Below are 959 nucleotides of genomic sequence, written 5' to 3' on the forward strand. Positions count from 1 at the left end.
TAGCAGGGCGCTGACGGGCAGATCGAGCGCCGGCGTGGTCGATTGCAATTGCAGATGCACCTGCGTGTAAGCGCCGGGCAGCAGCGCGCCATCCTTGTTATCCACGTCGACCTCGACGCGCAACGTGCGGCTCGACGGATCGATCGAGCCAGTGCTGCGCGCCACCTTCGCGGCGATGTGGCGGCCCGGATACTGCTGGGCGGTCAGATACACGCCGGTGGCCGGCGTGACGTACGGCGCGTCGTTCTGCGGCACGTCGACGAACACGCGCAGCACGCCGTTCTGCTGGATATGGAACAGCTCGCCCGACATGCCCGCGGTGCCGGGCGTGCCGCCCGCCGTCACCAGCGCGCCGACGTCGACGTTGCGCGCGGTGATCACGCCGTCGAACGGCGCGGTGATCTTCTCGTACGAGACCAGTTCGGCGAGATGCGCGACGTTGGCCTGCGCCGACGCCAGCATCGCGCGGCGCGCTTCCATGTCGCTCACCTTGGTGTCGGCGTCCTGCTGCGCGACCGATTGCGTCTTCAGCATCTCCTGCCAGCGCTGCGCGGTAGTCTTCGCGTAGTCGAAGTTGGCTTGCGCGGTGGCTTCGTCGGCGCGGGCCTGGCGCAGTTGCGCGTCCAGATCCGGGGCTTCGATTGTCGCGAGGGTCTGGCCGCTTTTCACCTGCGTGCCGATGTCGGTGTTCCAGTGAGCGAGGTAGCCACTCGTGCGCGCGTAGATGGATGCTTCGGCGAACGGCGTGACGGCGCCGGGCAGCAGCAGTTCGTTGACGGCCGGAGCGGGGCGCGGTGCGACCACCGACACACTGAGCATGCTTTGCGCCTGCGTTTGCTCCGTGAGCGCGGCGCTTGCGTGCAGACGCGGCACGATGCCGACAATCAGCAAGACCGCTGCAAGACCGCTCAGCGCGAACGGCCAGAGACGGCGGTGCGGTTTTGCGCTTGTGGCGTGGT

The 959-nt window shown here is 67.9% G+C and carries 1 protein-coding gene; it reads right to left on the reverse strand.

Going from position 1 to position 959, the window contains the following annotated elements:
• Window positions 1–959, reverse strand: a 959-nt coding sequence (locus tag PQR42_RS45545) for an efflux RND transporter periplasmic adaptor subunit (protein ID WP_408496101.1), incomplete at both ends; no start/stop codon positions are given.

It is taken from the genome of Paraburkholderia sediminicola (genome assembly GCF_046027355.1).
GTDB lineage: Bacteria > Pseudomonadota > Gammaproteobacteria > Burkholderiales > Burkholderiaceae > Paraburkholderia > Paraburkholderia sediminicola_B.